The sequence below is a fragment of the Streptococcus sanguinis genome, from assembly GCF_050234405.1.
GTDB classification, from domain to species: Bacteria; Bacillota; Bacilli; order Lactobacillales; family Streptococcaceae; genus Streptococcus; species Streptococcus sanguinis_W.
The window spans coordinates 1,212,707-1,237,463 of sequence record NZ_CP092117.1; the positions used below are offsets into that span (position 1 = coordinate 1,212,707).

Here is a 24,757-nt window from a genome sequence, read left to right on the forward strand (position 1 = left end):
TGACTCTTCTTTCTTATTTGGTACCTTCCTTTATTTTAGTACCAAATACTTCAAATGTCAAACTAAATGATAAAGATTAGCTCTCAAATGCTTGCTTTTCTCACGATTCTAGCTGTTTAGCCAAGTAAAGACTCATATTCGTTTTTTCAGCACTCTTGCTTTATTACCTTGGAAAAATTCCTTTTTTGTGATAAAATGAGGGGAAAAGATTACTTCTTTTAAGAAAGGGAACAGATGACTACTAGAACTGAATTGCAAGATGTCGAAAAGATCATCGTGCTTGATTACGGCAGCCAGTACAACCAGCTGATTTCACGCCGCATTCGTGAAATCGGTGTTTTTTCTGAGCTGAAGAGCCACAAGATTACCGCTGACGAAGTCCGTGCTATCCAGCCTATCGGAATTATCCTTTCCGGCGGTCCGAATTCTGTATATGAAGACGGCTCCTTTGATATTGATCCGGAAATTTTCGAGTTGGAAATCCCGATTTTGGGAATCTGCTATGGTATGCAGCTTTTGACTCACAAGCTGGGCGGCAAGGTTGTCCCTGCTGGTCATGCTGGAAATCGAGAATATGGGCAGTCAACTCTGTCACATACTGCCAACTCCAGCCTTTTCAACGGAACACCTGAAAGCCAGCTAGTTCTTATGAGCCACGGAGATGCAGTAACAGAAATTCCTGCTGACTTTGTCCGTACTGGTACTTCTGCTGACTGTCCTTTTGCAGCTATTGAAAATCCAACTAAGAAAATCTACGGTATTCAGTTCCACCCTGAGGTTCGTCATTCAGAATTTGGCTATGATATTCTTCGTAACTTTGCTCTTAATATTTGTGGAGCCAAAGGCGACTGGTCTATGGATAACTTCATTGACATGGAAATTCAAAAAATCCGACAAACCGTTGGTGACAAGAAGGTACTGTTGGGACTTTCTGGTGGTGTAGACTCTTCTGTCGTCGGTGTTCTCCTGCAGAAAGCAATCGGCGATCAACTAATCTGTATCTTTGTGGATCATGGTCTTTTGCGTAAAGGCGAAGCAGATCAGGTCATGGATATGCTGGGCGGCAAATTTGGTTTAAATATCATTAAGGCATATGCTGCTAAACGTTTCCTTGATAAACTAGCCGGTGTCTCAGATCCAGAGCAAAAACGTAAAATCATTGGAAACGAGTTTGTCTATGTCTTTGACGACGAAGCCAGCAAACTAAAAGATGTAAAATTCTTGGCTCAAGGTACTCTCTATACAGACGTTATCGAATCCGGTACTGACACTGCTCAGACTATCAAGTCTCACCACAATGTTGGTGGTCTGCCTGAAGATATGCAGTTTGAGCTGATTGAGCCGTTGAATACACTTTACAAGGATGAAGTGCGTGCTTTGGGTACCGAGCTTGGTATGCCTGATGAAATTGTCTGGCGCCAGCCATTCCCAGGACCAGGACTTGCTATTCGCGTTATGGGAGAAATCACTGAGGAAAAATTGGAAACAGTTCGCGAATCTGATGCTATTCTCCGCGAAGAAATCGCCAAAGCTGGTCTTGACCGCGACATCTGGCAATACTTTACTGTTAATACTGGAGTCCGTTCTGTTGGTGTCATGGGTGACGGCCGGACTTACGACTACACAATTGCGATTCGCGCCATCACTTCTATTGATGGCATGACAGCTGACTTTGCCAAGATTCCTTGGGATGTTCTGCAAAAAATCTCTGTTCGTATCGTCAACGAAGTAGACCATGTCAACCGCATTGTCTATGATATCACCAGCAAACCACCTGCAACTGTAGAGTGGGAGTAACAAACAAATCTTATTTTAAATGATAACTGTAAAAACAAACAAGGCTAGGACTAAAATGTCCTAGCCTTGTTTTATATAGTCTTGAAATTAACCGCCGAACAATCCTTTAAAGAAGTTGACAATGGCATTCCAGATATTAGAAAAGAAATTACCGCCTTCTTGAAGGAGGCCGTTTGCATCAAAGTTGAGGTTAATATTGTTAAAGGTATCCCCTGCCTTTGAAACGATGCTGTCTTTCAAGTCGCTAAGCGTCTTTGTAAAGTCAGAATCCGTAATGACTCCACTGTTTGAAAGATTGACAGCAAAATTCACGATGAGGTTAATTTGGTCACTGGTCACTGACTGAGTCAGACCGTAGTTTTTCAAGGTTTTTTCAACAATCTTACGGACATCATCTGCTGTCAGATTACTGTTGTTCTTCTTGGCATTGGCAACAGCCGCTTTGATATCAGCCAGGGCTACGTTGAGCTTGTCTGCGTCATAACCTTCCTTACCTGTATTTTCAGCATTGATACCAGAAAGGGTAGCTAGTTCTTCCTGCGCTAGGTTTTTATTTTCCTGAGGAATGGACGCACCGTTATCTTCCAGAGAGTAGTAAATCCCTGCCAAGGCGCTCTCACCTGTTACCGGAATCGGTGCCGCAACGGTAATCTGCGCGTGCTGAACACCTAGAGTAACAGCTGCATTCCGATACATATCTTCTGTAACCTTAGTGATGTTTTGCGGAGTGACAATTTTCACCTCTAATGGCTTATTGCTGCCTAACTTCTGGATTTTTACAGAAGAATAAAGCTGCAGGCTAGGGTCGTTGGCAACATCCATGATTTTAGAGTAGACTTCTGGAGTCATGGTCTTGAGAGGCTTGCTGTCGCTGGATGAATTGTAGCCCAGCATCTGCAAGGTCTGCTGTTTTTGGCTTTCATCCAAGGAATAACCCAGCACATACTCAGGTTGCACGTAAGTCTCATCAATGACTTTCTGAACATTTGAATCGGCAGCTGCTGTCGATACAGTAAACAGAGTAGCCAGCAAGGCTCCTGCTGTCATTAAAGTTTTTTTGAATTTCATATTTTTTCCTCTTTTCCTCCCGCTATAGTTTCCCAAATTCTATAGCTTTTTTCGCAGCAAACTTTCTATCTGACTGACTCGAATTTCTGTTTCTTGAGCTTGTGATTTTCGCTCCTTTTGATGTTCAGAGTGCTTCAGGTAAGTTGCTGCAATGATGGAGTTATTATTATCTCATCCATTGAGGGCTTGAGATAATAGATACATTTTACAACATTTCTCAAAGAAGTTCAAAGAAAAAACAGTCACTGGATTTGCTTGCCAGTAACTGCTCTTTTCTACTTTTTCCAAAGGAAGTCAATCAGTAATTCGTCTACTTCTGGATTCTCATGCAATTGGCTGTGCTGAGCCAACTGACCTGTGATTTTCTTTTCCTGGTAAGATTTGGCATTCTCAACCAGGAGATATTTAAGGCTGCGAGAAGAAATATTGAGTACAGAACCGTCGGATTCATTTTTGAAATCGCCGTAGATATTAAGGACATCTACCTGCTCTTGTGGATATACTTCTCGTAATCCCAGTAGTTTTTGATAAGTCTGGCTCATAGCACTAGGCTGGCCAGTTTGGTCGTCTAGGATTCTCAAATCTTCAGGCAAGTCCCTTCCTTGCAGACCATTAACATGGTTGGCAATATTGACCTGCTTTTGCAGCTCGGGCAGCTTTTCATCCTGACCGTTCTCCAGCATATAAAAGAGGATGGACATATTTCCCATCGAATGGCCTACCAGATTCATCTTCTTAAAGCCATAAGTTTCTTGTAGCTTGCGAATCACAGCTGCTGCATACCTACCATCTTGAGCGTAGTCGGCATTGCGGTTATCTTCATAGTTTACCTTGATAATAGGATTGATTGCACCTTTCGGTATCTCGCCTAATAAGCTTACTTGCCCGTTTTTACTGACATTTGCTGTGATAATTGTCTGAGTGACTCCAGCCTTTTTGGCTGCCTCTGTCATATGATTTTCAGCATTAGAGCTGGATCCAAAACCGTGGAAAAACAAGGTCGGCGTTGTTGACTGAACATATTGTTTTGTATTGAGTGCCGTGACTTCTTTATGGTTGTAAAAAGCTGTTAGACCGGCAATTGTCACCAAAACTAGAATAAGGAGCTTAAAACCAAGTTTTTTGTTCATTTTTCATTCCTTTTTATGATAGATGTACAAAATTATATCATGTATCCATCGTGGTTACAAATATCCGGATTATTACTTCACCATCAAAAAAGAAAGAAGCTTGAAAACTTCTTTCTAAAACCATTTTAAGAGGCGCATGATGTGCATGTTCATCTTGACCTGACGGGAATAATAATAATTACCGCCGTTGATATAGAGCTCTGGTCCGTGAAAAATAGAGATCAGGTTATAGTAGCCGTAGGTCTTGCCTGTTACATTTCCTAAACTTGGCGCTACTACATCTTTGGAATATTTCTTAGCCAGCTCTAGCGTATTTTCACCACCGTTTTTAGCGACGTAGTCGATATAGGACTGACCGAAATTATAGGCTTGTACTGCTGTCCAAACATCTACCTTTTTCTCGCTGGCTAACTCTAGGTTATCAGACAGGGTCTGGACGCCCTGGCGAATACTTTCTTTGTTATCCGTGATAGCATTAGTCTGACCAGTCGCACTTTCACTGGACTGCATGACATCAGTGTCTTTTCCCTTGGTCTCTGTATAGATCATGGCTAGTACCAATTCTTCATTGGCTGCCGTGTCCTGCTCGTCCAGCACTTCTCTGACTAAGCTCTGATACTTCATAACCTGCTTGACATCATGATGAACCTGATAAATCTTATAGCCGGCAAAGAGCACGAAAAGGACTAAAATCAGTCTTCTTAGAAATTTAAACATTATTTATTTTGGATATCCTCGATGTTCTTAATCAAAATAGAATAGGTCCCGTTGTCGTTCTGGATAAATTCTACCGACTCTGCGTCCTGATAGATATTATTGGGAACGATGAGCTCAATTCCATTTGAAAGGGAGAGTTTCTGATTTTCGAACTTTTTCTTCTGGCGGCTGCTGTCAATCTCATCAAACTTGACTGGCTCAGGAATAGCTTCCTTGACTTGGTCAATAAAGGTAAGTCGGGCAGTCAGATTGCTGTCAAAAAGATCATCGGCCAATTTCTCAGGCGACAGTTCGTCATTTTCTTCCAGATTTTTGAAAATACTGGATTTGACCTTGGACTGGAACTGGAAATCGTCTTTGTTGAAACTTTCGGCAACTTTTTGAGCAGTTTTCTCAAGCGCTTTGATTGATTTCTTGGCTGAGATTGTCGGATTGACCTGCAAGAGATTGTCTGACATATAATTGAGAAAGGCGCCGTTATACTTGATGCGTTTTTCAATCAGATGGTACTTGCGAGACTTGAGATTGATAACCAAAGCCTCGTCCGCACCAGTACCAAAGCCAGGCAGATTGTTCTGCGTCAGCTTGATAGGATTGTCCACCTCACCACCCAAGTGGGTTAGGGTTTCCCGCAGAGCAATCCGCAGAAAAGCGAAGTGCTCCACACCTTCTTTGTCAAACTGGACAAAAATCAGATCGTTGGTTTTCTGGTTTTCACTGACAGAAAACTCCTCCTGCCAAAGCTTGGCCACTGTCACTGATGTTTCCAGTAAGTCGTCTGAAAGCTGGGCTAAAAAGACGTTTTCGGGATCGAAAACACCTGTCTTAGCATCATCAGAGTATACCCGCTCAATCTTCTTGCGCAGATATTCTTCAATCTTGGGAGTAATGTTGAGAAACTTATCCGCCAGCAGCAGTTCGGTATCAACTGGACTGAATTGATGAATAATCGCTTTTTTTACGTAAATATCCATCTTAGTTCAAGCCCTCATAGAGTGGAAAAGCGTCCGTTAGTTCACGAACTTCCGCCCGCACCTGATTCAGCACCGCTTCGTTTTCAGCGTTTTCCAGAGCCTTGATAATGAGCTCGGCTACCTTGATGCTTTCTGTTACACCAAAGCCTCGAGCTGCAATAGCTGCAGTACCGATACGAATTCCGCTAGTCTTAAATGGTGACAAAGTCTCGTAAGGGATGGAGTTTTTATTAAGCGTGATATTAACCTCATCCAAGAGATTTTGCGCTACTTTCCCATTTTCTACAACCTTAGTGACATCAACCAAGAAAAGATGATTTTCAGTACCGTCAGAAATCACACGGAACTTATCATGCTGACGGAAGACTTGGGCCATAGCTTGGGCATTATCCAAAATCTGCTGGGCATAAACCTTGAAAGCTGGGTCAAGCACTTCTTTAAATGCAACTGCTTTGGCTGCAATGACATGCTCCAATGGTCCGCCTTGAATGCCTGGGAAGATAGCTGAGTTGATCTTCTTAGCCAATTCTTCATCATTTGTCAAGATCAAGCCGCCGCGAGGGCCACGCAATGTCTTGTGGGTCGTCGTGGTTGTGATATCCGCATAAGGCACAGGGCTAGGATGGAGGCCAGCAGCAACCAAACCAGCGATGTGAGCCATATCTACCATAAGCTTGGCACCCACTGCATCAGCGATTTCACGGAATTTTGAAAAGTCGATGATGTGAGAATAGGCTGAAGCCCCTGCCACAATCAGCTTAGGCTGAACTTCTTTGGCTTGCTGGAGGATAGCATCAAAGTTCAACAATTCTGTTTCTGGATCAACACTATAGGATACAAAATTATAGGTTTGACCAGAGAAGCTGACTGATGCACCATGAGTCAAGTGACCGCCAGCAGACAGATCCATGCCCATAACTGTATCACCTGGCTCAATCAAAGCCATATAAGCTGCACAATTAGCCTGGCTACCTGAGTGAGGTTGCACATTGGCAAACTTGGCACCAAAGATTTCCTTGGCACGCTCAATGGCTAGACTTTCAATCACATCCACTACATCTGTCCCACCATAGTAACGGCGACCTGGGTAGCCCTCAGCATATTTATTGGTCAAAATAGAACCTTGAGCAGCCATGACAGCTTTAGAAACGACATTTTCTGAAGCGATCAGCTCAATATTATGCTGCTGACGTTCTTCTTCTTTAGCAACTGCTTCCCAAATCTCTGGGTCAAATGCTTTGTAGTCTTCTTGGTCAAAAATCATAAGGTGTCTCCCTTCTTTTGCGAAAATAGGACCTTAGGTCCTAAAAGTTAAAATTTTATATCATTTACTTGGGCGAGAATATCCTCGCGAGTGATTGCCCCTTGGCGTAAAATAAGAGCCTTTTCTCCAGACAAGTCCAGAATAGTTGAATCCTGACCTGTCAAAAAGTCATCATCTTCTACTCCCGAGACCTCCTCTTGAAAATCCATCATAATCTGCTGGAAAGAAGTTCCACTAGCTTTTCCAGAAAGATTGGCGGATGGACCAATCAAGGGCCCGTACTTTCGAATCAAATCTAGGGTAACTGGATGATTAGGAATTCTAAAGCCCACAGTTTCCATACCTGAGTTTATCCAAGCTGGCACTCGGTCATTGGCTTGGAGAATAATAGTCAGCGGTCCAGGCAGAAAAGCTTGGTAGAGTTGATCCAGATAGCAGGGCCGGTTCTTGGAAAAGTTGTAAATTTCTTCCAAGCTAGCAACATTGAGATTAAGAGCCTTGTCACTAGGTCTTCGTTTTAATTCGTAGACTCGCTCAACCGCCTCTTCATTCAAAGCCTGGGCAAAGAGACCATACACTGTTTCTGTCGGCAGAACAACTGCTCCGCCCGCTGCCAGATTCTTTTCTATCTTATCCATTGTCAACCGCCACCATTCTATCTTTGCCAAATTGATCTTTCAGGACTCGGATTCGTTTTTGGGGAAAAGATTTTTTTAGCAAATCAGCAACACCGTCTCCTTGCTTGTAACCAATTTCCAGATAGATTTTTCCTTTTTTTGTCAGATAGTCTCCTGCCTGCTCGGCTATTTTCCGATAGACGGCATAGCCATCTTCCTCAGCAAAGAGGGCCATGTGTGGCTCTGAGGTCAGAACGTTAAGTCCGACTTCGTCCTTATCCGCTTCTGAAATATAGGGCGGGTTGGAGACAATGATATCAAATTTTCCTTGAATTGCATCCAAGCAATCGGATTGGACAAAAGCAAGGTTAAGTCTGCAGAACTGAGCGTTTTCTGCTGCCAAGGCAAGAGCATCATTTGACAAATCAGAAGCAGTAATCTGCCAGTCTGGACGGCTGTTTGCCAGTGTCAGAGCAATGGCTCCGCTACCCGTTCCAATATCCAAGACAGACAGAGAACTTTCGGGATTTTCTGACAAAATCAGCTCCACCAGCTCCTCCGTCTCAGGCCTCGGAATCAGAACTCGCTCGTCCACCTTGAGAGTCAGGCCGTGAAAGTCACTGCTGCCAATGATATACTGAGCTGGCTTGTGAGCAAGCAGCTGCTCTTGAATTGCTTTTAGCTGTTTATGGTCTTCCTGGCTGACTTCTGTCCGAAGTTTGAGAACAAAGTCGGTAAAGGAGAGCTCATTGAGAGCCCTATAAACGAAAGATAGGTTTTCTGCTTCTTCTCCCGCTGCTAGCAGCTCTTGCTCTAACTCCGCCAAATATTGAGCCAATGTCATTATTTATTCAGCTCTTCTAGTTTTTGCGTTTGGTCATAGAGAACCAGAGCGTCAACGACTTCATCCAGTTTGCCAGCTAAAATCGTGTCCAGCTTTTGCAAGGTCAAGCCGATACGGTGATCTGTCACTCGATTTTGCGGGAAATTATAGGTGCGAATCCGCTCTGAGCGATCACCTGTACCAATTGTGGACTTGCGCTCTGCATCCTGCTCATCTTGAGCGATTTGAGCAAAGTGGTCTGCTACACGAGCTCGGATGATTTTCATAGCCTTATCCCGGTTCTTCTGCTGGGTCCGCTCTTCCTGCATTTCGACCTTGATATTGGTAGGCAAGTGAACGATTCGAACAGCAGTCGCAACCTTATTGACATTCTGTCCGCCAGCACCTGAAGCATGGTAGATATCCACCCGCAAATCTTTAGGATCAATGTCGTATTCTACTTCTTCTATTTCAGGCATCACCAAGACAGTTGCTGTTGAAGTATGAACACGACCTTGGCTTTCGGTTACTGGAACTCGCTGTACGCGGTGAGCGCCAGATTCATACTTAAGCTTTGAGTAGACCGACTGACCTGAGACCATAGCGACCACTTCCTTGATCCCGCCTACACCATTATAAGATGCCTCCATGACTTCAAAGCGCCAACCTTGGCTTTCAGCATATTTTTGATACATCTGCAAGAGGTCTCCTGCAAACAACTGCGCTTCGTCTCCTCCTGCAGCCCCGCGGATTTCCAAAATGATATTCTTATCGTCATTTGGATCCTTAGGCAAAAGGAGGATTTTTAGTTTTTCCTCGTATTCTTCTTTTTCAGCCTTGGCATCCTTAAGCTCCTGCTTGGCCATTTCCTCCAAGTCTGCATCACCAGAGGCGTCTTTAATCATATCTTCGGCGTCTGTGATGTTTTGCAGGACTTTTTTATACTCGCGGTATGCCGTCACCGTATCTCGGGTGCTGGCTTCTTCCTTAGAAAGCTCCATAAAACGCTTGGTATCGCTGACCACATCAGGGTCACTTAGGAGTTCACCAAGCTCTTCGTAGCGATCTTCAACCGCTTGTAACTGTTCATAGATGTTCATAGATTTTTCATCATCTCCTTTTTTCTATCGTTGGATTACTTAATATCGGGGTTAAAATAGTGCTTGCGGCAGACTGAGATATAGGTCTCGTGGCCGCCAATTTTGATCTGCTCACCATCATAAACAGGCTTTCCGTTATCAGTCCGTAAAACCATGGTAGCCTTACGAGAGCAATATTGACAAATCGTTTTAATCTCCTCAATCTTGTCAGCCAAGAGCAAGAGGTGCTTAGAACCCTCAAAAAGTTCATTGCGAAAATCGTTCTTCAGACCAAAAGCCATAACTGGAACATCCAGCTCATCCACCACTCTAGCCAAATCATAGACATGATGGCGTTTCAAGAACTGAGCCTCATCAATCAAAACGCAATAAGGCTTTTCAGGCAGCTGCTGGATATAGCCAAAAATATCCGTCTGTTCTTCAATAGCTACGGCATTTCGTTTCATGCCGATGCGACTAGAAACAACGCCAAAACCGTCACGGGTATCAACAGCTGAGGTCATGATGACTACGCTCTTGCCTTGTTCTTCGTAATTGTGGGCCACTTTTAAAATTTCAATGGTCTTGCCCGAATTCATCGTGCCATATTTGTAGTATAACTGAGCCATAATTTAAATCTTTGCTAATTCATTATCTCCATTTTTACTTCACATTATTTTACCATAATTCACTACTCTTTAAAACCTCATTTGTGATAAAATAATAATAACGAAATAAAGGAGGCAGAAAATATGCCATTTGTTAGAATTGATTTGTTTGAAGGACGTACTCTGGAGCAGAAAAAAGCTCTTGCCAAGGAAGTAACTGAAGCTGTTGTCAGAAATACAGGCGCACCTCAGTCTGCTGTCCATGTCATTATTAACGACATGCCAGAAGGAACCTACTTCCCACAAGGTCAAATGCGGGAAAAATAAAAGAGACAAGCCAGCAGTTTGTGAAGATATAAACTGCTGGCTTTTTTCTTTATCATTCAGGAATGAAATTCACCATTCATTCTTTTATCAGAAAACCAAGTCGTAAGGAGACTCCAATTTGTCCGCTAGACTGGCTAGAAACTCCGCTGCGGGCTGACCATCTACGACTTGATGGTCAAAAGTCAAACTGAGCGGCAGGAATTTTTGCTCGTAGACCTGTCCTTGACTGTCAAGAGCCAGCGCCGTTTGCAAGGCACCAACTCCTAAAATGGCTACTTCTGGTGTATTTAGGATAGGAGTGAAATACTCAATCCCTGCTCCCCCGAGATTAGTAATACTGAAGGTTGAACCTGAGTAAAGAGCTGGATCCAAAGTTCCTTTACGAGCTTGATTGGCTTCCGTTTTGATAGCTAAGCCCAAGTCAGCCAGCGTTAGCTTATCCACGTGACGAATGACCGGAACCACCAAACCATCACTAAGCGCCGTCGCGATACCAATATGAATATCTTCTACTTCCTGATATTGACCATTGAAATACCAAGCATTGAGCTGAGGGTGATCTTTCAACGCCTTGGCAACAGCCTTTGTAAGCAGAGTCGTGATGCTGATTTCGCCATTTTCTAGTGGAGAAGCGACCTTATCCTTCATATCCTGTCTAAAGGCTATCAGTCGACTGATAGCCACCTTACGATGCAAGGTCACCTGAGCAGATGCCTGGAGACTATTCATCATCCGCTCTGCAATAGTCTTGCGCATACCTATCAATCCTGCACCATAGTCAACTTGAGCAGCATGCTGAAGGACTGCTGAGCTACTTTCAGGTGTTTGGTTTGGAAGCGCCTCTGGTTTATAATTTTCCACATCTCGTCGGGTAATACGGCCATTGCCTCCCGTTCCTGAAATCAAGGAAATATCATATCCTTTTTCCTTAGCAATCTTGCGGGCAAGAGGAGTGATGAAAATACGTCCATGTTCACTGTTTCCGACAGAGTTGGAACTTGCTGCAGCAGTTTTTTCTGCTAGTCCAACCCCTGCATCAGCTGCCTCTTGCTCACTTTCTGACTGGTTCGCAGAGGCTCCATCTGCTTCCATACCTGGAATAGATTCTCCTGCTTCACCAATCCATGCAATTACTTTCTTGCACGGGACAGTATCGCCCGCCTGACTGATAATTTTTAAAATCACTCCTGCGCTTGGTGCTTCTACATCGCTGGTCAATTTTTCAGAACTGATTTCCAAGACAGGCTGACCAGCAGCTACGGTGTCTCCTTCCTTGACCAGCCAGTTATTTATCAAACCTTCGGTCATTGTTAAGCCTAGCTTAGGCATTACAATTTCTGTAGCCATACTTGCCTCCCTTCTATCTCTTCAGATCGTCAATCAATTCTGCAGCAACAGTCAGAACCTTATCAGCATTAGGGATATAGAGCTGCTCCAGATTCACAGCAAATGGCACTGGCACATTTGGCGCGCAGACGCATTTTACCGGACCATCAAGATAATCAAAGCATTTATCAGTCACTACAGCTGCTATATCCGTCGCTGTGTTATTGTGAGGGTTGGATTCATCAACGATAATCAGTCGTCCAGTTTTCTTGACTGATTCAAAGACAGTCTCCTCATCCCAAGGAGCTACTGTTCTCAGGTCAATTACTTCGACCGAAATACCATCTTTTTCCAAGCGATCCGCTACCTCATAAGCAACATAAAGCATTTTACCGATAGTAACGATAGTGAGGTCTGTTCCTTCACGGCGGACAGCAGCCTTTCCAATTGGAACTGTATAATATTCTTCTGGCACCTTTCCCTTGATACCATAGAGAGTCTTATCTTCTGAATAAATCACGATATTGTCGTCTTCAATGGAAGCCAGCAGTAACCCTTTAGCATCATACGGAGTTGCTGGAACAACTACCTTAATACCAGGAATAGAACCAAAGAGACCGTAATAAGAACCCGAGTGCTGAGCTGCAGCCGAAGCTCCTGCTCCATGCATGGTCCGCATTGTCATCGGAACCTTGGCCTTACCGCCAAACATATAGCGCATTTTTGAGCCTTGCCCCAGAATAGCGTCAAAGCAGAAACCGATAAAGTCATTGAACATCAGCTCCGGTACTGGCCGTAAGCCAGTCAGAGCCATTCCGACAGAAGCTGACACGTATCCGTGCTCGGAAATCGGAGTATCAATCACCCGCTCTCGGCCGTATTTTGGCATGAGTCCCTTGGTCACACCCATTACACCGCCCCAAGCATCTTCGTTTTCTTCTTCCAAGTGCTTGACTGTTACACCGCCAGCAATATCTTCTCCCAGAAGGATTACGGTGTCATCTTTTGCCATTGCCTGATCCAGCGCCTCATTGATTGCTTTCATAAATAACAGTTGTCTAGCCATTTGATCAACCTCCTTCTATCAATCAGCAAATACATCTTCCAGCAGAGACTCGGAACGAGGAATTGGACTGTCTTGAGCAAATTTAATAGCTTCTTCCACATCCTTTCGAGACTCCTCTAATATGGCATCAAGTTCCTCTTCAGTCAAGAGGCCGTGCTCGATAGCGTAGTCACGGAAGATATCTAGAGCATCCACATCAGCCCAGTCTTTTTCTTCACCTTCCAAAGCCTTATACTTCTGCTCATCCCCTTCAAAGTGACCATGATCCCGATATGTTACAGCTTCAATCAAGGTAGGTCCTTCCCCTCTACGAGCCCGCTCTACAGCTTCCTTGGCTACTTGGTAGACAGCGAATAAATCCTTACCATTAACCCGAACGCCAGGCATATTATAAGCAGCTGCTCTTTCAGCAATGGTACCAGACGCTGAAGAATACCATTGCGGTGTCGATTCTGCAAAGAGGTTATTTTCATTGACAAAGATAACTGGCAGTTTCCAAATTGATGCCATATTGAGACATTCGTGGAAATTTCCTTCATTGGCCGCACCGTCACCGAAGAAGCAGACAGCCACACTGTCTGTTTTCAAGTACTTGTTACGCATAGCAGCACCAGTAGCTAGACCAAATCCTCCACCAACCATACCGTTAGCACCAAGGATTCCCTTGTCCAAATCGGCGATGTGCATAGATCCGCCTTTTCCTTTTCCAAGTCCAGTCTCCTTGCCAAAAATTTCTGCCATCATTCCCTTTAAATCACCGCCCTTAGCAACACAGTGACCGTGTCCCCGGTGAGTACTGGTAATATAGTCCTGGTCTGTCAGATTAGCACAGACGCCCGTAGCAATCGCTTCCTCTCCAGCATAAAGGTGAACAAAACCAGGAATCTGTCCTGCAGCAAAGAAACGCCGGGTATTTTCCTCAAAATTACGGATATCCCACATGGTTTTATACATGGTCTTGGCTTTTTCTTTGGAAATCTGCTCCACCTCAACTTCGGTAGCATCATGGACTTTTAAATCGACTAGCTCCGATACAGCCCCTTGGCTTCTTGTTTTGGTCAATCTTTGTGGTAAATCTTTATAATGTGACATATTTTTACCTCCTCATTAATCGTCCTGAACGAGTCTTTTTGCGACTTCTTGTATTAGTTCTGATGTGGTCGGATGAGCAAAAACCGTTTCAAGAACTTGATCCAGCGTTGCTTCAGCCTGCCTCAGCAAAATCAAATTCTGCAGAAGATCTGTACCGTTCGGACCGACGATGACTGCACCTAGTAGAAGATGATATTTCTTTTCTGAAATTAACTTGACATAGCCCTCTGTCTCACCTATAGCGATAGCCCGCCCATTATAAGAGAAAGGCAGCTGTTGGACCAGAACATCATAGCCCGCCTGCTCAGCCTCCTCCTTACTGAGCCCAAAAGAAGCCACTTCAGGATTGGTATAGAGTGAACGGGGAACACCCAGCGGATCAACCGCTTCTTCAGCTCTCCGGCAGATAGCTCTCACAGCTTTTATCCCTTCTGCACTAGCTACGTGGGCCAGCATATAAGATTCTAAGAGATCACCAATAGCATACACATGCTCTTTTGATGTCTCGTAGTATTGATCCACCTGGACAAAATTTCGCTCTGTCAAAGCTAAACCCATATCCTGTGCTAGCTCTAGATTTGGTTTGCGGCCAGTAGCGACCAAAAGATGGTCAAAAGCAACCTGCTCATTCTCAAGCAAGACAGAATTACCAGTTACTTCCTTTATCTGCGCTCCCTGATAAATCATCACCCCCATTTTCTTTAATTTCTTTTGAATCACATGCCGCGCTTCAGCTTCTTCGGTCAAAAGAATTTCCGGCGCAACCTCAATAACAGTGACAGCAACACCCAGAGGAGCCATAGCGAAAGCTAGCTCAATTGCGATAACGCCACCTCCGATAATGACTAACTTCTCAGGAAGCTCCCTCAAGTCAAAAAACGTATCCGTCGTTAGATAGTCAACCTGTTTCAACCCCTTAATAGGAGGCACAAAAGGATAACTGCCAGTAGCCAAAATAACATCTTTACCACTGATTTCTTTACCATTGACGGAGAAGGTTCGGTCTTTGACAAACTTGGCCTGACCTTCTATATACTCAATGCCTAAAGACTTAAAGCTAGCATGAATTCCAGATTGCAAACTGGCAACAACTTGATTCTTTCGGTCTACCAATTTCTCAAAATCAATCCTTTCAAGCTTGCTCTCAATACCATAACGTCTGGCATCTTCCATTGTCAACAGCCAATGACCGTGCTGGAGATAGGCCTTAGACGGTATACATCCTACATTCAGGCAGGTTCCGCCGATAGACTTCTTTTCTACCACAGCCACTTTCTTGCCCGAACGAGCGGCTTCTTCAGCAGCCACATAACCACCCGGTCCAGCACCGATAATCAAAACATCATAAACAGACAAAACAGGCCTCCTTTCATAAAATGCAAAGGGTACTCCAACAATCAAAATGATTACTGTCGGCTATAGATGCAAAAAGCATCTCATTATTTATTCATATATCTAAGACTCATCTCGAAATCTTAAGATACAGTCTGCTCTGAAAAAGATAAACCTCCTTTCTTCATTTTTCTTTGTCTATATATAGTAAGCGCTTACTTTTTGAAAGAATCTTATACCAAATAATTAAAATCCAGTTGCCCATCTTTCAAACTGACATGAACTGTCATTTCAGTTGTTTCCTTATTTTCGACCAAATAACGAGCCAAAGGCGTTTCTAGATAGCGCATAATGCTTCTTTGAATAGGGCGAGCACCAAATTCTGGTTGGTAGTTTTTCTGGGCTAAAAAAGCGTAAACTTCTTCGCTCAGATGAAGCTGAATCTTCTGATGTTTCAACCTTTCCTGAAGTTGCCGAACCATAATCTTTACGATATTGACCATATCTTCTGCCCTTAGAGGGTTGAAAATAACCGTCTCGTCAATCCGATTTAAAAACTCTGGTCTAAAGCTATGTTGAAGCAAAGATAGAACTTCATCCTGCGTTTCAGAAGTCAGTCCCTGTTCACTTTTGAGACTTTCCAAAATCTGCTGGGAGCCAATATTGCTTGTCATAATCAAAATAGTATTTTTAAAGTCAATAGTACGGCCTTTAGAGTCTGTCAATCGCCCTTCGTCCAAGACTTGCAGCAGAGAGTTGAATACATCTGGATGGGCTTTTTCAATCTCATCCAGCAAAACAATCGAATAAAGCCTCCTACGAACAGCTTCTGTCAGCTGTCCTCCCTCTTCAAATCCGACGTAACCTGGCGGCGGACCAACTAAACGAGCTACGGCATGTTTTTCCATGTACTCAGACATATCCAGCCGGACCATTTCCAGCTCATTACCAAACAGCCGCTCAGCAAGGGATTTTGCCAGAGCAGTCTTCCCGACTCCAGTCGGCCCCAGAAAGAGAAAGGACCCAATTGGACGCTTTGGATTTTGAATTCCTGCTCTCGAGCGCAAAATGGCCTCCGAAACCTTTCGAACAGCTTGGTCTTGCCCTACAATTCTCTGGCGTAGGAGCTTGTCTAGATTTAGCAGGTGTTCGCGTTCATTGTCCATGATTCCCTGCACTTTGATTCCTGTTATACGCTCTACGATACTAGCTATATCTTCACGACTGACGTCTGGTCGTTCAGTTTGCGCTTGACCTAGCTGAATTTTCTTAACAGCACACGCCTCATCAATCAAGTCCAGTGCCTTATCAGGCAAATAACGATCTGACAGATAACGAATTGAAAGACTGATTGCTGCCTGCAAAGCTTCGTCCGTCAGCCTAACTCCGTGAAAGTCCTGATAATTCTCCCGCAGTCCTTGCAGAATTGCCAATGCCTTATCTTGATCGGGCTCCTCAATGCGAACCCGCTGGAAACGCCCTTCCAGAGCTTGATCCAGCTCGAAGCTTTCTCTATAAGCAGCAAAAGTCGTTGTGCCAATGATATTAATCTGACCCTGAGCCAAGAGTGGCTTTAAAAGATTGCCTGCATCAAGAGAGCCCTCCGTCCGCCCTGCTGTCACGATTTGGTGAATATCCTCAATGTAAAGAATAATCTTCCCCTTAGCAGCCAGCACCTCATCCAAAACAGCCTTGAAGCGCTCTTCAAACTCTCCTCTATATTTAGTTCCAGCAATCAATCCGCCTAGATTTAACTTAAAAACTTCTTTGCCCTGCAATTTTTCTGGAACATCATCTGTAAGTAATCTTCCAACAAACCCCTCTATCACTTTGGATTTTCCAACACCTGGAAAACCTAGGAGAATGGCATTGCTTTTCTCTTTCCTACACAGCACACGGATAATATCGTCAATTTCGTCTTTTCGACCAATTACCTGTCTATCGGTCTGGTCAGCCAGCCATTGATTAAAGTTAGTCGCATATTTGCTCAGGGCTTGATAGCGACTCTCCTGACTTGGAGAGATTGCTCGTTTGCCTTGGCGAACTTTATTCAACTTTGCCGCAACTAGCTCCTTATCAATTCCTGCCTGCTTCAAAAAGACAGTTATCGGATTTCGTTGCTGATGAAATAGACTGAGAATCAGGTGCTCTACTGTTACCACCTCGTCCCTCAGTTCCGCCCTTTCAGCCTCTGCATCATCCAAAAGATTCTTGAGGCGTTGACTATACTGACGTCCAAATCGGTTCTTGTCTGTATGTGAAAATACAGGAATCTTGGCCAGCTCCTGATTGATGACGCTGATAAATTCATTAATATCAAGGTCCAAACCGGTATAGAATTCCAAGGCAAAAGCCTGAGGCTGGGTCAGCACTGTCCAGACATGCGGAATGTCCACTTGATAATTGTGTTTTTGAATAGCTAATTCCTTTGCAGCATTTAGTACTTCTTGCAAAAGATTGGTATAGTGTTCGGTCATATAGTTTCCTCGCTTTTCTACTGAAAACCAAAGTCAACTGCAAACAATATTTTAAAAATTAACCTATTTTAACAAAAACTTAACTTGATAATCTTATGTTTATTATATCATTTTCACAATCAATATACTAGAAAAAATGTAAGCGTTTTTCATGTTTTAATCTAATTTTAACAAAAGATTGTGAAAAAAAGAGCACTAATTTATCCTAAAGGGACAAACCAACACTCTTTAATTTGTAATATTTTTAGCCAAACGATTAAGCCGCCACTGAAAGAGAATGCCACTCGTCACCAAGCTGGCAATGAGACCAATCCAGTATCCATAAGGGCCTAAACTAGTATAGTAATCTAAGAAGAGCCCCAGAGGCAGCGAAACTCCCCAATAAGCAATCAAACCTAAGTAAAATGGCACCTGAGTATCCTTGTAGCCCCGAAGAATACCCTGCAAAGGAGCCGCAAAAGTATCTGCTAATTGGAAAAAGAGGCTGTAGGTCAGAAAAACAGATGTCATATGGATAAACTCGGTATCCGACCCATAGAGAGCAGCCACACGGTCGCGTAAGATATAGAGAAAGAGGAAGGTAAATCCAGCAATTCCCAAGGCCGTCAGCCGCCCAAGTTTACAGAATTTCTTAACATCGTCAGGACGATTGGCTCCAATTTCATAAGAAACAATGATGGACATTGAAGTTGAAATACTCATAGGAAAGGCATACATTAAGTTTGAAAAATTCATGGCCGCCTGATGGCTGGCAATGATTAGAGACGAAAACTTAGCCATGACCAGGCCAACAACCGAGAAAATCACGACTTCAGCAAAAAACGTTCCGCCAATAGGCAGTCCAAGTTGAATGCCTTCGATTAAGCCTTTTTTGTCTAGCGGTCGAATCTTCCATAGCTCATAGGCTCGAACTTTTGGATGTTTGGCTGCTACTAACAAGGATATGAGGAGCAAACCCCAATAAGCCAAAGAAGTCCCAAGTCCAGCTCCAGCTCCGCCCATTTCTGGAAAACCAAATGCTCCGTAGATTAGGGCATAATTAAAAGTGCCATTCAAAGGTAAAAGTAAGAGCATGAGATACATGGAAAGCTTGGTCAACCCCAGAGCATCAAACAGAGAACGAATGGTGCTAAAGAGTAAAAGAGGAATAATACCAAGCGCCAGATACCAGAGATAGTTCTTAGCTACTCCTTCTACCAAGGGCTCTAAGCCAAGGTGGGCCAAAACCAGAGGAGCGCCCACAAATACCAAGGCAAATAAAATTAGCGATAGCCCCAAAGAAAGATAAATAAACTGATAAAAATCAGAAGCAATCTTTTCTTTTTTTCCCTGTCCTAAATGATGCCCGATTATGGGTACCAAGGCCGAAACAATCCCTATCAGCAGGTCGAAAAATGGAATCCAAAGACTAGTTGCCATAGAAACACCAGCCAGATGCAGAGTGTCATACTGGCCAGTCATGGTCGTATCGACAAATGAGGCTGAAAAATTGGCCAGTTGGTAGATCAAAATTGGCAAAAAAATAGAAATAAAGAGCCGCATCCGCTGATTTAAATTATGAGTTTGGTGCATAGAAATCCCTCAAAAACTTTTTCTACCCAAGTAAAATCAATGAGCTTAGATTTTAGAATATCAACTATCTTTACTATACTATAAGCCAGACAGATAGTCAAAAGGAAAAGGAAATTATATATCTGCCTCGGTGAAGACAATCTGCCCTTTATCAAATCCTGCGATTCGCGCCAAAGAAAGGACACGATAACCAGCAGTTTCCAAAAGTTGACGGCCACCCTGAAACGATTTTTCAATGACAATGCCAACTGCTTCAATCTGTGCTCCAGCCTGCTCAATAATGGTGATCAATCCCTTGGCTGCCTGACCATTCGCCAAAAAATCGTCAATAATCAGCACTTTATCATCAGAGTTGAGAAATTTCCCAGCAATCGAAACGGTCGAAGTCACTTGCTTGGTAAAAGAATAAACTTCAGCCGTCAAAATCCCTTCTGTCATTGTGATGTTTTTGGCCTTCTTAGCAAAAATCATTGGTAGACCCAGTGCCTCTGCTACGTAAACAGCCGGAGCAATACCAGAAGCCTCAATGGTCACTACCTTGGTAATTCCTGCATCCTTTACTGCCTCCGCAAAGACCTGGCCAATCTCTTTCATCAATGAAAAATCAACCTGATGAGTCAGGAAAGAGTCAACTTTCAAGATATTTTCACCTAAGACTTGTCCATCTCTGAGAATCCGTTCTTCTAATTTTTTCATTCGTCCTCCTTCCTTTCCAAAATCCATCTTGATTCTAGCAGAAAAAGCACGGATATCCGTGCTTTTCCTTTACTCTTTTTCGTTTTTATTCTCGGTCTTTTCTTCTTCTCCAGCATGATTGACTGCTTTTTTGAATTCTGAAAACATTTTACCGATAGATTGCCCCAGTTCGGGCAGGCGTTTTGGTCCGAAAATAAGTAGGGCTCCCAGAACAATAATGATTACCCCAGGTACTCCGATGTCTTTTAAAAGTCCCATTAATTTCTCCTCGTTGATTTTCTTTGATAAATGATGCGACTAAGCAGGATGCTGACTTCATAGAGCAAAATCAAAGGCACTGTCATAGACAAGTCGCTGATAAAGTCAGCCGGTGTCAGGACAACTGCTAAAACCAGCAAAATGAAGTAAGCGTATCGTCTATATTTTACCAAAAATTTCGGATTGAGCAAACCGATAGAAGTCAAAAAGGACACCAGAACCGGCAACTCAAAAAGGCAAGCAATCGGAATAGTGGTATGAAAGACGAAACTAAGATAATTCTGCGCTGTCAGTCGTGTCTCAAAGAGGCCCTCACCCAGCGACAGCAAAACCTTCAAAATAGCTGGAGTCACAAAGTAAAAGCCGAAAGCCAGCCCCAGAACAAAACAGAGAAAGGTAGCTGGGATATAAGTGAAAACAGCCCGTGCTTCATTGGCCCGCAAAGCCGGTCGGACAAACTCCCACACCTGATAAACCAAAAATGGCAAGGTCAGGGAAAAAGCGACAAGACTAGCCAGACTGATATAAATCCAAAGGATGTCATCCGGCCCTAACACCAGCAGATTCTGCTCAAAATTACTGGTCAGCCATCGATAAATATCGGCTGAAAAGAGCAAGCCAACCAGAAAAACCACGAAGAAGCAAGCTAATACCGCTAGAAAACGCTGTCTGAACTCAATCAAATGCTCAATAATAGTCTGCTCTTTTTTATCCATGCTGCTGCTCGCTTTTCTGATTTTTAAAGCTAACATAAACGACTAGCAGGATAAAGAGGGCCTGACTAACTACCACTTCTAGGCTTGGATAAATCCCCATCCAGTCTACTGTCACAAAGCCATTGATTAAGTGAGTCTGTAGGATATTGGTCAGCTGAAGGGCATGGATGCTGACGCCCAGCATTTTAAAGGCCAAGGCATAGATGAGCCAAGTCAGCCAGAAGAAAATGCTGTGTGGCTTGAGAAGACCAGACGCCTTGCTCATGATAAAGGCCAGCAAGACCAAGACCAGAACAGCCAAGCCGATTCCCAAAAGGAAATCAGTCATAGTGATGCGCGGCAGAATTCCTGCATAAAAGAGGATGGTCTCAGCCCCTTCACGGAAAACTGCCAGAAAGCTAAGAGCAAACATGGAAAGAAAACTGCCTGTGGCTGTTACAGCCTTCATTTGACTTTCCATGAAGTCATTCCATTTCTCAATAGATGCCTTGCTGTGCAGCCAGATACCAACCAATATCATCATGACGACAGCGAAAATTCCCACTGCACCCTCGATAATCTCACGATTGGATCCAGAAGCAACTGCCGGGAAAAGAAACTGCAATAAAGCTGCAATCACAGCACTGGCTAGAACTCCACTCGCTGCCCCGGCATAAACCCATTTGAGTCCTTTTTTCATCTTAGAGGCTTTCAGAGTTGTTATCAAAGCCATGACGATCAAGAGCGCTTCTACACCCTCACGCAGCAAAATCAGCATAGCATCAAAGAAATGATAGAAAGCTGTTGTGTCAATCTGGGACAACTCACTAATCAAGGATTCTAGCTGCTTTTGATACTTCTCTTCGCTCCCCTTGACCATAATAACAGGCGTCTGACTCTCTACCTTGGTATAAAGCGAAGGGTTATTGACACTGACATCTCCTTCTATCGTTGGCCAAATAGTGATGAACTCTTTCATCTTAGTAGCGGCTTTTTTATCATCTCCGCTTTGGAAGAGACTCAAAGCCTCCTCTAGTAGCTTAATCCCATCTTTCAGCGTCAGATTGCCAGCAGTTTCTTGGACTTTCTCTCCTTTGACAAAACTATCAATGGCGGTTTTCAAATCATCAAAAGAAGACTGAATCATGTCAAAGTTAGTAGGCTCCGTCTCAATGGCACTGCGCAGGAATGAAATGGCTGTTTCTACCTTGCCATAATGAGCTGTGCTGTTGTCTCGCACCACGCTTTCATTGGTAGTCCAGGTGCTATTCATCTTCTTGTATGCTTCTCTTGTCGCTTCTAAATCCTTAGCACTAATAGCCTTTTGTAGATTTTCAAATTTTGGCTCTAGCTTACTGAGAAGCTTCTTTTTCTCAGCCTCTAAGTCGACTGGATTCTGCTCTTTCTCAAATTTCAAGAGGGCAGAAGAAATCTGTGTCAACTTCTCCTCAGTCACCTGACCCGATAAGTCTAGTGCCTTACTTACCTCTTGTCCCGCTGCTGAGTCATGGTTAGCCACCCTTTCAAAGTCAGTCTTGATCTCTCCGACTAGCTGCTTGGCTTTTTCCTGATCCTTCTGCTTGACGGCAGTGCCAGCATCAGTAATTTTGACGAATAGACTGCTGTAGCTATCATCCGCTAAAACCGGCTTAGCCAAAAAGATCAGCAAGAACCCCAAGACAAGTAAGCTTTTATTCAAATAATTTTTGACCAAGGTATTCTCCTTTTTTCACTCCACCAAAGCAGGCAAACAAGCCACTGCCAATATGCGTGACATATTCATTCATCTTATCTTGAGCGCCTAGATTAGTCAGAACTTTGACAAAGCTGTCTGGATCTTTCTGAAAGGAAAGAAAGAGCAGTCCTGTATCGAACTGACCAGTAGTTTCGTCAATCCCGTCCGAGTAAGAGTAAGACCGACGATATATGGGTTTATCAACCTCCTTGGCCAGACGGACATGTGAATCCTCTGGCAACAGGTCCAAATCAACCTCATCAAACTCGTCTTTCTTGCCAAAAGGCGCTCCGCTATCTTTATAGCGGCCAAAAGTGTTTTCCTGCTCCTGCAGATTGGTCCGGTCCCAGGTCTCAAGGAACATCTGTATTCGGCGGACAGCCATGTAAGAGCCGCCCTGCATCCAGTCCTTGCTGTCGCACCAAATGACCTTGTCAAAATCTTTTTCCTTGGTCACATTGGCTGTGCCGTCCTTAAATCCAAAGAGATTACGAGGTGTTGACATCCGGTCTCCGATAGCAGCAAAGCCTGACTGACTCCACCTCATAGTGATGGCATTTCTCCCCTTGCGGACCAAATTGCGGACCGCATGAAAGGCCACCTGCTCATCATCTGCACAGGCTTGGATGACAATATCGCCACCAGTATATTTTTCTTTAAGCTGCTCCTTTGGAAAAGGCGGCAAATCCCGAAAAGCTTTAGGTCGTTTGTCTGATAAGCCCATTTTTTTCAGAAAAGAGGCTGATACCCCAAAGGTCAAGGTCAGTCGATAAGGGTTGAGACCGACAGTTTCTCCAGTGTCTGTTGGCGGCAAAAGAGCATTGGAATTATCTTTTTTGACCAATTCTCCATCTACCAGCTTCTCGCTATAGGCTGTCCAGTCCTTGAAGAGCTGGATAATGGTCTCCCTATCTGTCGTATGCAAATCCAACACAACAAAGTAGATATTCTTCTGCATCGGAGTTGTAATACCCGCCTGATGCTCTCCATAAAAGCTGATTTCTTCCTCACCGTCAGCGAATTTCTTATCTTCTTTCTCCTGATTAGCTAAAAAAGCAGATGCACCAGAGACACCCAGTGCAAGACCAGCGCCTCCAATCCCTGCTTTTTTAAGAAATTCACGACGATCCATCTTTTTATTAAACCATTTTTCGTCGTTTGTCATATGATTACTCCCCGTTTAGAATGACTCCCATTTGTGAAAGAGGCTCACCCAGTTTGGTCACAGCTTCTGCTAGCTCCTTGGTGTCTTCTTTTGTCAATTCTGTATAGAGCTTGTAGTTTTCCGAGTCAGTCATGTGCTTGTCTAAAAGACCGTTGACATTTTTAAACTCAAGTTCCAAAGTCTTGACAAGCTTCTCATCCTTGTCCTTAATCAATGGCTTGAAGAGCTCAAAAATCTTTTCTGCTCCTTCAATATTTGCTCGGAAATCATAGAGATCAGTATGAGAGAATACTTCTTCCTCACCTGTAATTTTGCTGGTCGCTACTTCATTGAGCAAGTCAACAGCGCCCGTCAACATCATATCCGGAGTCACTTCAACTGTTGCGATTTTAGCTTTTAGCTCCTTGATATCATTGACCAGCTGATCAGCATAGCTTTCAGTTCCTTTGGTCGTATTTTGCTCCCACATGATTTTTTCGATGCGGTGGAAACCAGACCAGCCTTCTTCGGTCTTGTTTTCATCCACATAGTCGACTAAGCGGAAGTCAATTTTAACGTCTGATTCACCAAAGCTCTCAGCAATCGGCTCCGAGCGCTCGTAGGCCATCCGGATAAGCGGATATTGCTTTTTAGCCTCATCAAGCTTGCCTTCTTTAAGGGTATCACGAAACTTCTCCGTATCTGTCAGGAGCTGATCAATTTGTCCTTGGACAAAAGATTTGTAATCCGCCGTCGCCTTGTCCAATTCTTTCTGATTGACAGCCGTTTGGCTGCTGGACGCTTGACTGCTTGAGCCAGTCTTGTTTGAAGAGTTGTTGGCTGCACAGCCAGTCAGTAAAATTGCCGTTGAAAATAGGACGATGCCAAGTTTTTTCATGGTGACTCCTTTGTTTTCTCTCCTAGATAGAGATTATTTCCTGTAAATTATACCAGTTTTTC

The 24,757-nt window shown here is 43.7% G+C and carries 23 protein-coding genes; 2 read left to right on the forward strand and 21 right to left on the reverse strand.

Translation table 11 applies throughout. From position 1 onward, the window contains the following. Positions 1-234: 234 nt before the first annotated feature. Positions 235-1,797, forward strand: a complete 1,563-nt coding sequence (gene guaA / locus MFP28_RS06150; RefSeq protein ID WP_002906581.1) for a glutamine-hydrolyzing GMP synthase — start codon at positions 235-237, stop codon at positions 1,795-1,797. Between the two features lie 87 nt (positions 1,798-1,884). On the opposite strand, the gene MFP28_RS06155 is transcribed toward guaA, so the two are convergent. From MFP28_RS06155 to MFP28_RS06195, 9 genes are all read right to left on the reverse strand, one after another. After that, the gene (locus tag MFP28_RS06155; protein WP_002906582.1) at positions 1,885-2,865 is read right to left on the reverse strand and encodes a DUF1002 domain-containing protein; all 981 of its coding nucleotides are present in this window, start codon (positions 2,863-2,865) and stop codon (positions 1,885-1,887) included. 275 nt (positions 2,866-3,140) lie between these two features. Next, positions 3,141-3,995 (reverse strand): alpha/beta hydrolase, encoded by an 855-nt coding sequence (locus MFP28_RS06160; protein ID WP_002906584.1) that lies wholly within the window; start codon positions 3,993-3,995, stop codon positions 3,141-3,143. 114 nt (positions 3,996-4,109) lie between these two features. After that, a complete protein-coding gene (locus tag MFP28_RS06165; protein WP_002906585.1) occupies positions 4,110-4,712 on the reverse strand; it encodes a lysozyme family protein in 603 nt (200 codons plus the stop codon). Further along, positions 4,712-5,686: a nucleoid-associated protein gene (locus tag MFP28_RS06170; RefSeq protein ID WP_002906586.1), complete on the reverse strand. Its 975-nt coding sequence runs from the start codon at positions 5,684-5,686 to the stop codon at positions 4,712-4,714. Before MFP28_RS06170 ends, MFP28_RS06165 begins: the two co-directional genes overlap by 1 nt. Position 5,687: 1 nt before the next feature. Further along, positions 5,688-6,950, reverse strand: coding sequence for a serine hydroxymethyltransferase (glyA, locus tag MFP28_RS06175; RefSeq protein WP_002906587.1), 1,263 nt, complete (start codon positions 6,948-6,950; stop codon positions 5,688-5,690). A 47-nt stretch (positions 6,951-6,997) separates the two neighbouring features. Next, positions 6,998-7,588, reverse strand: coding sequence for an L-threonylcarbamoyladenylate synthase (locus MFP28_RS06180; RefSeq protein WP_002906588.1), 591 nt, complete (start codon positions 7,586-7,588; stop codon positions 6,998-7,000). Continuing rightward, complete coding sequence (prmC, locus tag MFP28_RS06185; RefSeq protein WP_002906589.1) at positions 7,581-8,411, reverse strand: peptide chain release factor N(5)-glutamine methyltransferase; 831 nt, start codon at positions 8,409-8,411, stop codon at positions 7,581-7,583. The genes MFP28_RS06180 and prmC overlap by 8 nt, the downstream gene beginning before the upstream one ends. Next, on the reverse strand, positions 8,411-9,490 hold the full coding sequence (gene prfA / locus MFP28_RS06190; RefSeq protein ID WP_002906590.1) for a peptide chain release factor 1: 1,080 nt from the start codon (positions 9,488-9,490) through the stop codon (positions 8,411-8,413). The genes prmC and prfA overlap by 1 nt, the downstream gene beginning before the upstream one ends. A gap of 35 nt (positions 9,491-9,525) precedes the next feature. Then, a complete protein-coding gene (locus MFP28_RS06195) occupies positions 9,526-10,098 on the reverse strand; it encodes a thymidine kinase (RefSeq protein ID WP_002906591.1) in 573 nt (190 codons plus the stop codon). A 105-nt stretch (positions 10,099-10,203) separates the two neighbouring features. Between MFP28_RS06195 and MFP28_RS06200 the strand changes: the two genes are divergently transcribed. Then, complete coding sequence (locus tag MFP28_RS06200; protein ID WP_223310287.1) at positions 10,204-10,404, forward strand: 4-oxalocrotonate tautomerase; 201 nt, start codon at positions 10,204-10,206, stop codon at positions 10,402-10,404. A gap of 87 nt (positions 10,405-10,491) precedes the next feature. Here MFP28_RS06200 and MFP28_RS06205 read toward each other — a convergent pair whose 3' ends face one another. From MFP28_RS06205 to efeO, 12 genes are all read right to left on the reverse strand, one after another. Further along, a complete protein-coding gene (locus MFP28_RS06205; protein ID WP_002906593.1) occupies positions 10,492-11,751 on the reverse strand; it encodes a dihydrolipoamide acetyltransferase family protein in 1,260 nt (419 codons plus the stop codon). 13 nt (positions 11,752-11,764) lie between these two features. Next, complete coding sequence (locus MFP28_RS06210) at positions 11,765-12,796, reverse strand: alpha-ketoacid dehydrogenase subunit beta (RefSeq protein ID WP_002906594.1); 1,032 nt, start codon at positions 12,794-12,796, stop codon at positions 11,765-11,767. Positions 12,797-12,814: 18 nt separating this feature from the next. Then, positions 12,815-13,888 carry a thiamine pyrophosphate-dependent dehydrogenase E1 component subunit alpha gene (locus tag MFP28_RS06215; protein WP_002906595.1) on the reverse strand — a complete coding sequence of 358 codons (1,074 nt, stop codon included), beginning with the start codon at positions 13,886-13,888 and terminating at the stop codon, positions 12,815-12,817. Positions 13,889-13,903: 15 nt separating this feature from the next. Then, a complete protein-coding gene (gene lpdA, locus MFP28_RS06220) occupies positions 13,904-15,244 on the reverse strand; it encodes a dihydrolipoyl dehydrogenase (protein WP_032915924.1) in 1,341 nt (446 codons plus the stop codon). Positions 15,245-15,453: 209 nt separating this feature from the next. Next, positions 15,454-17,697, reverse strand: coding sequence for an ATP-dependent Clp protease ATP-binding subunit (locus MFP28_RS06225; protein ID WP_002906598.1), 2,244 nt, complete (start codon positions 17,695-17,697; stop codon positions 15,454-15,456). Between the two features lie 228 nt (positions 17,698-17,925). After that, positions 17,926-19,269, reverse strand: a complete 1,344-nt coding sequence (locus MFP28_RS06230; RefSeq protein ID WP_002906599.1) for an MATE family efflux transporter — start codon at positions 19,267-19,269, stop codon at positions 17,926-17,928. Between the two features lie 114 nt (positions 19,270-19,383). Then, a complete protein-coding gene (locus tag MFP28_RS06235; RefSeq protein WP_032915927.1) occupies positions 19,384-19,965 on the reverse strand; it encodes a xanthine phosphoribosyltransferase in 582 nt (193 codons plus the stop codon). A 69-nt stretch (positions 19,966-20,034) separates the two neighbouring features. After that, positions 20,035-20,223 carry a twin-arginine translocase TatA/TatE family subunit gene (locus MFP28_RS06240; RefSeq protein ID WP_002906601.1) on the reverse strand — a complete coding sequence of 63 codons (189 nt, stop codon included), beginning with the start codon at positions 20,221-20,223 and terminating at the stop codon, positions 20,035-20,037. Further along, on the reverse strand, positions 20,223-20,939 hold the full coding sequence (gene tatC / locus MFP28_RS06245) for a twin-arginine translocase subunit TatC (RefSeq protein ID WP_002906602.1): 717 nt from the start codon (positions 20,937-20,939) through the stop codon (positions 20,223-20,225). The genes MFP28_RS06240 and tatC overlap by 1 nt, the downstream gene beginning before the upstream one ends. Next, entirely contained in the window at positions 20,932-22,632 is a 1,701-nt protein-coding gene (locus MFP28_RS06250; protein ID WP_002906603.1) for an FTR1 family protein, read from the reverse strand. Before MFP28_RS06250 ends, tatC begins: the two co-directional genes overlap by 8 nt. Continuing rightward, on the reverse strand, positions 22,610-23,818 hold the full coding sequence (gene efeB, locus MFP28_RS06255; protein WP_002906604.1) for an iron uptake transporter deferrochelatase/peroxidase subunit: 1,209 nt from the start codon (positions 23,816-23,818) through the stop codon (positions 22,610-22,612). Before efeB ends, MFP28_RS06250 begins: the two co-directional genes overlap by 23 nt. Before the next feature lie 4 nt (positions 23,819-23,822). Further along, entirely contained in the window at positions 23,823-24,695 is an 873-nt protein-coding gene (efeO, locus tag MFP28_RS06260; RefSeq protein ID WP_002906605.1) for an iron uptake system protein EfeO, read from the reverse strand. Positions 24,696-24,757: the final 62 nt, after the last annotated feature.

Excerpts from the sequence above, each read along its gene's own strand:
- guaA (WP_002906581.1), top strand. The coding sequence starts at position 235 with ATGACTACTAGAACTGAATTGCAAGATGTCGAAAAGATCATCGTGCTT.
- MFP28_RS06155 (WP_002906582.1), bottom strand. The coding sequence starts at position 2,865 with ATGAAATTCAAAAAAACTTTAATGACAGCAGGAGCCTTGCTGGCTACT.
- MFP28_RS06160 (WP_002906584.1), bottom strand. The coding sequence starts at position 3,995 with ATGAACAAAAAACTTGGTTTTAAGCTCCTTATTCTAGTTTTGGTGACA.
- MFP28_RS06165 (WP_002906585.1), bottom strand. The coding sequence starts at position 4,712 with ATGTTTAAATTTCTAAGAAGACTGATTTTAGTCCTTTTCGTGCTCTTT.
- MFP28_RS06170 (WP_002906586.1), bottom strand. The coding sequence starts at position 5,686 with ATGGATATTTACGTAAAAAAAGCGATTATTCATCAATTCAGTCCAGTT.
- glyA (WP_002906587.1), bottom strand. The coding sequence starts at position 6,950 with ATGATTTTTGACCAAGAAGACTACAAAGCATTTGACCCAGAGATTTGG.
- MFP28_RS06180 (WP_002906588.1), bottom strand. The coding sequence starts at position 7,588 with ATGGATAAGATAGAAAAGAATCTGGCAGCGGGCGGAGCAGTTGTTCTG.
- prmC (WP_002906589.1), bottom strand. The coding sequence starts at position 8,411 with ATGACATTGGCTCAATATTTGGCGGAGTTAGAGCAAGAGCTGCTAGCA.
- prfA (WP_002906590.1), bottom strand. The coding sequence starts at position 9,490 with ATGAACATCTATGAACAGTTACAAGCGGTTGAAGATCGCTACGAAGAG.
- MFP28_RS06195 (WP_002906591.1), bottom strand. The coding sequence starts at position 10,098 with ATGGCTCAGTTATACTACAAATATGGCACGATGAATTCGGGCAAGACC.
- MFP28_RS06205 (WP_002906593.1), bottom strand. The coding sequence starts at position 11,751 with ATGGCTACAGAAATTGTAATGCCTAAGCTAGGCTTAACAATGACCGAA.
- MFP28_RS06210 (WP_002906594.1), bottom strand. The coding sequence starts at position 12,796 with ATGGCTAGACAACTGTTATTTATGAAAGCAATCAATGAGGCGCTGGAT.
- MFP28_RS06215 (WP_002906595.1), bottom strand. The coding sequence starts at position 13,888 with ATGTCACATTATAAAGATTTACCACAAAGATTGACCAAAACAAGAAGC.
- MFP28_RS06225 (WP_002906598.1), bottom strand. The coding sequence starts at position 17,697 with ATGACCGAACACTATACCAATCTTTTGCAAGAAGTACTAAATGCTGCA.
- MFP28_RS06230 (WP_002906599.1), bottom strand. The coding sequence starts at position 19,269 with ATGCACCAAACTCATAATTTAAATCAGCGGATGCGGCTCTTTATTTCT.
- MFP28_RS06235 (WP_032915927.1), bottom strand. The coding sequence starts at position 19,965 with ATGAAAAAATTAGAAGAACGGATTCTCAGAGATGGACAAGTCTTAGGT.
- MFP28_RS06240 (WP_002906601.1), bottom strand. The coding sequence starts at position 20,223 with ATGGGACTTTTAAAAGACATCGGAGTACCTGGGGTAATCATTATTGTT.
- tatC (WP_002906602.1), bottom strand. The coding sequence starts at position 20,939 with ATGGATAAAAAAGAGCAGACTATTATTGAGCATTTGATTGAGTTCAGA.
- efeB (WP_002906604.1), bottom strand. The coding sequence starts at position 23,818 with ATGACAAACGACGAAAAATGGTTTAATAAAAAGATGGATCGTCGTGAA.
- efeO (WP_002906605.1), bottom strand. The coding sequence starts at position 24,695 with ATGAAAAAACTTGGCATCGTCCTATTTTCAACGGCAATTTTACTGACT.